This window comes from Endozoicomonas sp. ALC013 (assembly GCF_049310205.1).
In the GTDB taxonomy this organism is placed as follows: Bacteria; Pseudomonadota; Gammaproteobacteria; order Pseudomonadales; family Endozoicomonadaceae; genus Endozoicomonas.
In genome coordinates this window covers 1-10201 of the sequence record NZ_JBLYNS010000161.1, presented here as the reverse complement: position 1 = coordinate 10201, position 10201 = coordinate 1, and the positions used below count along the sequence as shown (strand labels likewise).

The 10201-nt window shown below is 49.0% G+C and carries 9 protein-coding genes; 2 read left to right on the top strand and 7 right to left on the bottom strand.

Features of this window, described 5'->3' with window-relative positions:
- Nucleotides 1–117: 117 nt before the first annotated feature.
- Nucleotides 118–501: a hypothetical protein gene (locus ACO6V1_RS20475; protein WP_422449653.1), complete on the bottom strand. Its 384-nt coding sequence runs from the start codon at nucleotides 499–501 to the stop codon at nucleotides 118–120.
- 328 nt (nucleotides 502–829) lie between these two features.
- On the opposite strand from ACO6V1_RS20475, the gene ACO6V1_RS20470 reads away from it, so the two are divergent.
- Nucleotides 830–2545, top strand: a complete 1716-nt coding sequence (locus ACO6V1_RS20470; protein WP_422468279.1) for a hypothetical protein — start codon at nucleotides 830–832, stop codon at nucleotides 2543–2545.
- Between the two features lie 185 nt (nucleotides 2546–2730).
- Here ACO6V1_RS20470 and ACO6V1_RS20465 read toward each other — a convergent pair whose 3' ends face one another.
- Nucleotides 2731–4167, bottom strand: a complete 1437-nt coding sequence (locus ACO6V1_RS20465; protein ID WP_422468277.1) for an FAD-dependent oxidoreductase — start codon at nucleotides 4165–4167, stop codon at nucleotides 2731–2733.
- Between the two features lie 317 nt (nucleotides 4168–4484).
- Between ACO6V1_RS20465 and ACO6V1_RS20460 the strand changes: the two genes are divergently transcribed.
- Entirely contained in the window at nucleotides 4485–5489 is a 1005-nt protein-coding gene (locus tag ACO6V1_RS20460; RefSeq protein ID WP_422468275.1) for a hypothetical protein, read from the top strand.
- A gap of 132 nt (nucleotides 5490–5621) precedes the next feature.
- Here ACO6V1_RS20460 and nfo read toward each other — a convergent pair whose 3' ends face one another.
- The 5 genes from nfo to ACO6V1_RS20435 form a co-directional block, all read right to left on the bottom strand.
- Complete coding sequence (nfo, locus tag ACO6V1_RS20455) at nucleotides 5622–6473, bottom strand: deoxyribonuclease IV (RefSeq protein ID WP_422468273.1); 852 nt, start codon at nucleotides 6471–6473, stop codon at nucleotides 5622–5624.
- 157 nt (nucleotides 6474–6630) lie between these two features.
- Complete coding sequence (locus ACO6V1_RS20450; RefSeq protein WP_422449658.1) at nucleotides 6631–7587, bottom strand: alpha/beta hydrolase; 957 nt, start codon at nucleotides 7585–7587, stop codon at nucleotides 6631–6633.
- Nucleotides 7587–8213, bottom strand: coding sequence for a transcription termination/antitermination NusG family protein (locus ACO6V1_RS20445; RefSeq protein ID WP_422468271.1), 627 nt, complete (start codon nucleotides 8211–8213; stop codon nucleotides 7587–7589). The genes ACO6V1_RS20450 and ACO6V1_RS20445 overlap by 1 nt, the downstream gene beginning before the upstream one ends.
- 450 nt (nucleotides 8214–8663) lie before the next feature.
- The gene (locus tag ACO6V1_RS20440; RefSeq protein ID WP_422449660.1) at nucleotides 8664–9830 is read right to left on the bottom strand and encodes a phosphoglycerate kinase; all 1167 of its coding nucleotides are present in this window, start codon (nucleotides 9828–9830) and stop codon (nucleotides 8664–8666) included.
- Between the two features lie 166 nt (nucleotides 9831–9996).
- Nucleotides 9997–10201, bottom strand: a 205-nt coding sequence (locus tag ACO6V1_RS20435; protein ID WP_422468269.1) for a hypothetical protein, incomplete at its 5' end; no start/stop codon positions are given.

Below are 10201 nucleotides of genomic sequence, written 5' to 3'. Positions count from 1 at the left end.
TGCTTACAGAGGCCAGGCTACAACTGAACTTTTATCTTCACCTCTATCTTCATCTCTGGATAGACCGGGCAACAGCACGGCAACCCCGACTGCCACAAGCAGCCCTGATTCCCCGAGCTACCCATTGAGTACAAAAACATCGTTCCCGGTGAGACCGTCAAGTTCACATTTGGAAAGTACACTCACTTCGTCGTCTTCGATCAATTCAGATTTGACCCACCCTGCAATGTCAACACCAGCACTATCAAGCTCAGAGCTGGAAAGTGTTGTCACTTCATCGTCGGCTTCGACAATTTCAGAATTGGCCAGTTCTGCAACGCTAACTCGAGTGCTATCAAGCTCACGGCAGGAAAGTGTCGGCACTTCGTCTTTGTCTCCGACAATTACGGAATTGACCAGTTCTCCTGCTTTATCGCCAACGCTAACATCTTCAGAATCGTCGAGTTCAGCTGTTTCGCCTTCGACTTTCCCAACATCACAACCGACCAGTTCGGCAACCACCCCGCCGGGGTGCAGGGGCGAGCCGATTCCTGTTCGGAGCAGTGCTGACCTGGCCAGAATCAGGATAGGGAATGAGCAAGGCTATCTACCCAATTGTACCTATATACAGGAGGCTCATTTTGATGCTGGCAACCACTCAGCCATCCCGTACTTCACTGGTGAATACAACGGTAACGGTAAGAGAATTAGCAACCTGGATAGCTGCCTCTTCTCGACGTTGGGGCAGGGGGGGATAGTTCGTAACCTGGTGGTCGAAAAAGCCGATATACGTATCACTAGCTTTGGTTCTAAGGGCCTTGTCACCTGTAAAGCCGACAAAGGCGCACTGTTGAAAAATAACACCGTGGAACATTCTATTATCACTGTGGTGCATGACGGCAGCAATGCTTTGAGGCTGGGAATGCTGGCGGGTGAGACCGTCGGCGCAAAACTGGAGGGTAACCAAGTCAGGCACTCGAAGATGATCGCAGATGTTCGATACGATACAAACAAAAATTACAAATTTAAACAACCGGCATTTGCAGCAATATTGACCGGAGTAGCCAGTGGGGATGCCTCCCTTGACAGCAACTCGATTGACTATTGCCGGATCACAGCAGAACCTTCAGACAAAACTCCTCAGAAGTTACACATTGGCTGGATGGCTGCGAAAATGGAAGGAGTCACTGTTAGCAACTCAAGACTCACCAATAACTGGCTGGTAGGCAAAACGCTTGAGGTTGTTGCAGGTGGTGTTGCAGCTGATGCGAAAGACACAACTATAGAGGATACCCTTGCCATCAATAACAACCTGCTTGTGCAGAGACCTGGGACAATAGATCCAATGATTGCGGTAGTTGTTGCCAACGCAGATAAATGCACTATTAGCAATACCACTGCTATCAACAACATATTGAAATCCGAAGGGGCTCGTGGGGGTTTCTTTCGCCCAGTATCCGATACGGGCATTGTAACAGTACACTGTGATGGAAGCACAATCGAAAATACTTTGGCCAAAGGTGGTCAATTGTCCGCCGAGGGGCGGGTAGCTGTTGCCGCTACCTTCGCTAGTAATGATTGTGTGATCCGTAACACCACTGCCAGGCAGGTCAACATTTCCTCCAGGTATTCAACCCATACTAGAGGTGCTGTGGCAATTGCTGCGGCTGAATCTAAGTTTGAAGGGGAGAACATAGAGATTAGCCAGACAACCGCTATCGATTGTAAGATATTCGCTGAAGGAAGAGGTCTCTATGCTATAAAGGGCTATGCTGCAGTGGGAGTTGGCTATCTACACAGGGCTAATGTAAAAATCACCGATACCACTGCCTGCAACAGTGAGATCAAGGGCAATTACGCAGGCATAGCCGCTGGCGACACTGCTTATCCATTTACTCGCACCTATGCCTGTAACACCAAACTGACCAGGACTGGTGGTAGGCGTAGCAGGATGGAAATTCCTGTTTGTAATAAGGCAAAATGCTCGACGGTAAGCAGTGATGCTCCAACCACACGACTCACCACAACCACCACTACAGCCGCCAGCGTTCCAACAACAGTTGACGAATTATCTTCATCCACACGTCTCGCCACAACTACTACAGTCGGCAGCGCTCAAACAACAGATGACGTATTATCTTCATCTCTGGAAACACATGGCAACAGCACTGTAACCCTGGCTACCACAGACAGCCCCGATTACCGGAACTACTCACCGAGCGCAAAAACATCGTTATCGACGAGCCTGTCAAGTTCACCGGATTCTTTATCGGTTAACACAATCGATAACGGCAATACTTCATCGCTCCTTAACACCGACGAAGTGGATGCAGGCATTCCGTTACCTGCCCTGGCCGGAGGGGTAGTAGCGGGCATTCTCACCGGTGGCGTTGTGCTGTATACCAGCTACGAGTGGTACCAGGGCTATAAGGGAGGGTTAAGGGGCAAAGAGTTAGTCCTGCGGCCCATTACCCGGATCAAAGATGCGATTTTCTGCCATGCACCCGCTATGGGGTACAAACGGGATAGTATGGAACTGGTTTCTTTGCGGCCGATTGATGTCTGACAGTAAAACCTGAACCAGCAGCCCGCCATCAAACGTCAGACTAATGCGGATAAACATTGAAAGCATACACGCATCCCGTCTGGTACGAGCATAGCGCCCGTCCGGGCGACCCCATGGCGAGGGTGGTGAAAATCAAGAATAACCATTCCGTTTTGTGAGGTGAGTCTATTCTCGGACAGCCTTGGTTATCCAACGGTTAACATTGCAGTGGGATGATGCCGTTGAACTTCCCATTCGGGTAATGTCTTTCTCTGATCCTTAAGTTTCAACGGATCCCAGACATTGATTTTCCAGAATACTTTATTGCTTATCCACAAACAGAGTTTCATAACGTTGATCATGAAGTTTTTGAGTGTGGCTTTAAAGCCTTCCCAGCGAGCACGACGGCTGGCGTATTGCTCATAGGCTTCGCCTGTTTTGGCTAAATCTGCCCTGCTTGCCGATGCCAGCTTTCTGCCAAGTTTGGCACCTACCAACAGAAAGTTATTCAACGAGCGGTAATAGGGAAGTGATGTGGCGGCATCTCCGGCGATGCAGATAAGCTTGCCTGATGGCGTGACATGGTGAACTTTACGGGCATGAAAAATAGACAGGGTATGGGGCGTCAATTCTTCAGTGTCAGCAATGAGGGTTTCCTGGCAGAATTGCTGCTTTATCGCCTGCCAGTTTTTTATTTTTTCTTTCAGGCTATCCCTTACGTTACTGTCGGAGAGCTTTGCGGCATGGCCAAGGTTGTAGCCAGAGAGACTGTCGAACTCTTCTTTTGAAATAAAAAAGTCGATGGTGACCTCATTGGTCTGTTCATTGAGTGGGCGAATTCTCTCTTCGACCGGTGATAACATCAATTTGAAGGTTGCATAAACATAGCGGGAAAGATTAAGCCAGCCACTGGTCAGCTTTTTCGTTGGGCCCTTGACCTGGTATTTTACCCTGACTCGATATTGCAGGTCTTTTTTTGAGGTAAACTCACTGTCTTCATCGGTTGATGACAGTTCGGAGAAGGCAATATCTTCTCCCTGGTAGTCCGGGTTATCTGCCATTTTCAGTAACGCTTTTCTACTTTTTGAATGTGCGCCATCGGCACAGACAAGGGCATCAAACAGGGCTTCTCCTGATGTAAACGTTACTTTACCATCGCCAATGGCAACCACTTCATAATCACTGCCAGCGTGCAGGGTGATGCCCATTCGTTGGGCAATTGACTTCAGATCGGTTTCAAGCTCTTTACAACTGATATGACCATGCTGCCTGCGGATTTTATCTCTAAGCTGCGCCATTCCCTGTGTTAACACCGGATGGTCATAACTCTTCAGTGATCTGAAGCAGTGATCATCAATGTGAACTGTGTGATTTCGAGCGTATTCTGCTCTCTTTTCAAACATTTCTATATCCGTATCAGGCTGCCCTGCCTTCAATTGCAATGCATTGTAAAGGGCAATAGGGCCCATTCCCACGTAGGCTACTTTGAGGGCTCGATGATTCAGAGGCTGGCCTGTCCCTGGCATTTGTTCACTGGAATTTGTCCTGTCGTTCGCCAACCCTTGTGACACCGCTATTTCAGGTGCTGGTAAAAATAAACCCGGATAGCGCTCATCCACGCCTGGTATTGCTTCCCTGATCATGACTTCTCAGCTCCTTCTGTGAAATAACTATTTGATAAAACTGAATTATCTGTTTTGGATTATGCAGTACGATGGTTCATAAAATCGAACTGTTAAAAGTTGGACACTTTTTTTAGAAAAACGTTCGTTTTAATTTTTGATTATGTTGTGAACAATCGATTCCAGGTGCTGGCGGGGAGAAAGTAAATATATGGAACTTTTTTTGATGAATTCTATCTATTGGTTTTTTACTGCCAGGTACACATCCAGAGTACCAATAATCTGCAACCCGGATTGCAGACTATATTCATGAATTAAAACATGAGGATAGTAACGAGATGAACTTATCGACAGTGCAGGGGGGTGCTTTTCCCCACACAGATGGTTCAAACCATCCAGACGAGGGCAGACCGAGCACCCGGCATGGGGCAAGAAACATCCATCAAATACCAGCGGCTGATGTAAGTGCTCAGATGCCTGGAGATAATCCAGAAGGTGCCGTGGGCAGGGAAACCGCATCAACACCAGTTGGTCGCTGTTTACTACCTTCAGGAGTACAACTGTTGGATCGAATTCGGGAGCAGATCCGTGATGAATTAAAGGACAGCAAAAAATGCACGGTGTATTGTACCCAGAGTGTGTATTCTGAAGACGCAAAAGCACGTTTCACCAGACAGGTCAGAGACAAGCTGTACCAGGAAGGGTTTGCTGATGAGGCAGCCAATGCGATCCAACGGACTATCAGGGCAAATGAAACGCCAGCTCTGGATTCATCAGATGATTACTTCTTCTTTGTGGAAAGTATTAAGATAAACGACTTTCTTGATAAATACTTTTCCGATTATGAGAGCTTATACGGTATATTTGAGGTTTCCAGACAGTATGAAGATATAAACTCCACCCATCATGATTACTGGGGAGAAGATTTCCTGGAAGAAGATTTCTGGGAAGAAGAATATTGCATTACTTTCCGTGTGCCAGAACCATTAGTCGACACCAGGTACTTTTATATAATTCCAAGAGTTGAAAATTATTGCCCCGTCGCAATGGTCGACAGGGAAAAGTATGTAGCCAATAGCATGGCGAAGTATTTCGGCGATACCCTGAATGTTTTTTGGGAAACGTTAAATGATCAGGGCAGTGACGACCGACAAAAGTTGGACAACTTGAAAGCTCTGCTCAGTCCCGCCAACTCTGTAGATGGAGTCTCCGGGCAGCCAGACGACAGCTTGCCACCAGGAGAAGAAGTGGGTTTGACTGCCGGGGAGTTCCTGACACGTATCCGTTTAAGAACGGGGAATGCGGATTGCAATGAACAGATGGAAATGCATGCAGAATACTAGTGCAGAAAAGTGTTAATACCCGTACACCCTGAGGCCTGTCGAAGGACCCATAGGGCCTAAAGGCGGAAACTCAGGACTCTAGGAGGCTGACAAAATTCACCTCCCGCCCGGCCCGGCGGGAGTATCCTTCGGTTACGGATAGGCTCCGGACATCATTTTCAGTGACTCTATCTCGTCCGCCCAGAGGGTTTCATCAATGGTTTCCAGAACCATGGGAATGCCGTCAAACCGGTTGTCAGCCATGATATAGCGGAACACCTCCCAGCCAATCTCGCCCTGACCAAGGCTGTGATGCCGGTCTTTTCGTGAGCCCAGTGCACCTTTGGAGTCATTCAGGTGCATGCCTTTCAGGTACTGAAAACCAATGACCTGCTCGAACTCAGCAAACGTTTTCTGGCAGGCGTCCTGCGTGCGAAGGTCGTAACCGGCAGCAAAGGTATGGCAGGTATCCAGACAGACACCAACACGGCTTTTGTCGTCCACCTGATCAATGATTTCGGCGATTTCGGCAAATTGCCACCCCAGGTTGCTGCCCTGGCCTGCGGTATTTTCGATCACCGCAATCACGCCCTGAGTTTGCTCAAGGGCTATATTGATGGACTGGGCAATTTTACTCAGGCAGTCCGATACCCCGATTTTTCTCAGGTGACTGCCCGGGTGAAAGTTCAGTCGGTCAAGACCGAGCTGCATACACCGTTCCATCTCATCAATAAATGCCGCCCGGGACTTTTCCAGGGCTTCCTGCTCCGGATGACCCAGGTTGATCAGATAACTGTCGTGGGGAAGAATTTGTTGCGGTGTGAAATGATATTGCTCACAACGCTCTCTGAATAACTCGATGCTCTTCATTGACAGTGGTTTGGCCTTCCACTGTCTTTGATTTTTGGTGAACAGGGCAAAGGCGGTTGCGCCTAATTCATGAGCATTCACCGGGGCATTTTCGACACCACCGGCCGCACTGACGTGTGCTCCTATGTATTTCATTGATTGGGACTTCCTGTGGAGTTTATGGGATAAGTGCAACGGTAGGCACCATCTATAATGTGCTTGCTACAAGGTGCTTGTAATCGGGATTTTTATCCTCAATTTTATGCCATTCCTGCGTCGGGGTCGCCTACTGGAAAGAGTTGTCTGGAGGGGGCTATTCCCGGTCAGCCTGCCGGGCATCCATCTCTTTTGATAACCATTGCATATATTGAGCCCGGGTTTCTGTCAGCTCATTCGGCAGGTGATGCCGGGCACCTTCCAGCCAGAGGACTTTGGGCGAGCGATATAGTTGCCCTAAAGCCTGAATGTTATAGGGGCCGTCCACTGTGGTGTCATCCGTGCCCTGAAGGATCAGCGGGCTTAACGGGATTTGCTCTTTGGATGACTCTATTGTTCGAATCCAGCGGTCTAAAGCAGAGACCCATTGTGTGGGTAACACGGTTGGTGCCAGTGGATCATTGTGCGCTCTGTTCAGGAAGTCTTCATCCCGACAGTTATCTTTGAATTGTCTGGGAATCTGGCGAATAAAAGGCCGGACCAGATAGAGCTGTAGTCGGCTGAGTTTCCATAACCAGGGCCGAACCAGTGGAGCAGACAGGATAACCTGATCAAAAGGCATAGGCGTGCCTTGCCGGGTATGGTGATGCAACAGCTCGGTAATAATGGCACCCCCTGTGCTCTGACCGTAGGCAAGCCATGGCCCGGGCAGCATTGACGTGCAGTACTGCATAACATCTGCCAGCACCAGGCGATAGTGTGCAAAGTCTTCAATGGTCGCTGGCTGGCCACTGGAAAGCCCGTGACCGGGAAGATCGTAGGCCAGAACGTTAAAGCCTTCTTCAATAAAGAAGCGGATAATATGCTCAAACAAGCCGACATGGTCATAGTAGCCATGGAGCAGAAATACCGAGCCTTTGGCTTCAGGTCGGGTATATAAGTGGCAGGCAATGCGGTATTCAGTGCTGTTTATATACCCCAGGCAATGCTGGACATCAGGGAGGCGCTTTTCCAGGTCAATGCGGTAATACTCAAAGTATGCCTGCTCGTGAGGATACGGAGTCAGGCCGTACGAGAGCGGGCGCATATCAGAGATAAGCTTAAGTTTGTCCATTAACTTTCTTCAGGTACTTTCTGGAGGTCCTTTAAGGGAACTTCTATCTCTTTTCTGGCAACAATCTTTTCTTCAATGCCTTCGTCAGTTCGCTGACTTTCAATGAACTGGATAAGAATAATACCACGGTCGATCTTAACACCTTTGACAAACGTACTTTCAAGATGTTGGAAAAGAGGGTTGTTATACAGTACCGACTCACCTTCTTTGAAGCTGACGGAGTCTGGCTTTTCATCCGGAATGCGGCCATTGTATTTCCAGACAAATGCCTCAATCTGGTCGATCAGCTGCTCACCATCAGGTATCGGCCTGGGTAGTAGCTTGCCCATATCCTTTTCAGGAAGTCGCCCTTCGTTATATAGCTTTTGACTGATCTTATTAAACCGGACAACCTGGGCGATGCCCCGGGTTGAACGGATTTTGTGAAAAGAGGGAAGGGCGTCCTTGTCTAAGCGGATGAACAGATAGCCCGGAAACAGGGGAGCGCGAGTGCTTTTTTCCTGAATGAGAGGACAATAGGCCTCAAAGCCCTGGTGCTCAAGGTTATCCCGGGCACGAACCTCTTCCCGGTTTTTGGCTTTCAGCAGATACCATCCCTGTTGCAAAGCCGCTTGTTCAGATGACATAACAAATCCTTTTGACGACGTTTACTGAAAATAACCAACGGTCAGGTAGAGTGCCATGAAGTGGTTCCCTGCAATGTGTGAACTTCATCATCAGACATTCAGCCAATTTGGCAAGTTGCCGGGCTGTCGTACAGTTAACATTGCCCTTATTTATTGAGGGCAGCACACGACAGTAGAAGTCAGTGTATGTGCTGAATACAAGAACTATGCCAGTAAAAAGCACATTAACGCAGGCCAGCAGTTGGTTTCTGCATTCAATAGAATCAGCTGATCTAAAGGTGTTCGACGAGAGCATTCTACAGGACTCAGTCACTCAGACAATACTCAATCAGCAGCAGAGTCCTTTATGGAAAGACTATTTTTTCAGGGAAGCAAGTAAACAAGGGGGGGGAAAGGAAGGAAAAATACCGGAAGAACATAAATTGTCTTCCGGCTCTTTTGATCGACCGATCAGCACTTGGCTGCTGCTTCGAGCATGGCTACTGCAGGCAGAACCTTGCCTTCGACAAATTCAAGGAAGGCACCGCCACCGGTGGAAATGTACGACACTTTATCTTTAATGCCGTACTTGTCGATAGCGGCCAGGGTATCGCCACCGCCAGCGATGGAGAATGCATCTGAGTTGGCAATGGCCATGGACAGTGAACGGGTACCCTCACCGAACTGGTCAAACTCGAAAACTCCCACCGGACCATTCCACAGGATGGTTTTTGCTGCCGTGAGAACGTCGGCAAACAGCTTCTGGGTTTCCGGGCCAACGTCAAAGATCATATCGTCATCTTCAACCTCATCCACCGACTTGATGATGGCGGTCTCGTTCTCATCGAATTTCTTACCGCAAACCACATCCACTGGCATCGGGATATCACACTTTTCCATCAGGGCTTTGGCCTGAGGGATCAGGTCTGCTTCGTAGAGGGACTTGCCCACATTTTTGCCAGCAGCTGCCAGGAAGGTGTTGGCGATACCGCCACCGACGATCAGCTGGTCACAAACGCCGGACAGCGACTCAAGCACGGTCAGCTTGGTAGAAACCTTGGAACCACCAACGATCGCCGTCATCGGACGCTCTGGTTTATCCATAGCCTTGCCCAGAGCCTCCAGCTCGGCCGCCAGCAGTGGACCGGCACAGGCAACAGCGGCAAACTTGCCAACACCATGGGTGGAAGCCTGGGCGCGGTGTGCAGTGCCGAAAGCATCCATCACATAGATATCGCACAGGGCGGCCATTTTGCGGGACAGGGCTTCGTCGTCTTTCTTTTCGCCGACGTTGAAACGGCAGTTTTCCAGAATAACCAGCTCTCCGGCTGCCACGTCAAAACCAAAGTCAACCCAGTCTTTGACCAGGCGAACTTCCTTACCCAGCAGGTTGCCAATGTAGTCTGCTACTGGCTTCAGGGAGAACTGCTCTTCATACTCACCTTCAGTCGGGCGACCCAGGTGAGAGGTCACCATGACGTGAGCACCGGCTGCCAGAGCCTGCTCGATGGTTGGCAGAGACGCCAGAATACGGGCGTCACTGGTGACCTTGCCGTCTTTTACCGGAACATTCAGGTCTTCACGGATCAGCACGCGTTTGCCTGCCAGATCCAGGTCGGTCATTGTTAAAACGTTCATTGGGAGCCCTCTTGATATTCACTGATGGCTGAGTTTCTCAGAGGTAAGCATTGTTTAAGTAGCTGGCCATATTTCATATGGTTAGCTACTTATTAATACCTGCCTGGAAGAAATTGCCTGGGGAATAGCGAAAAAACGTCGGGGACAATAGCACATAAATGACACTTCAGGTATGCATTGATACGCTCTTATGACCTGAATCAAACGGTGATCCAAGAGTTTCCAAAGGGTCACAAAATTTATCGTGGATGTTGTTTGAAAACGTTAATGGTGCGGGGATAGCTGGTGACAACTTATGGCGTTTCAGGATCTCAGACTTTACAGGATACCAACACTCAGCTTCCACCAAAGTAAAAGGCAGGTATCGGCGA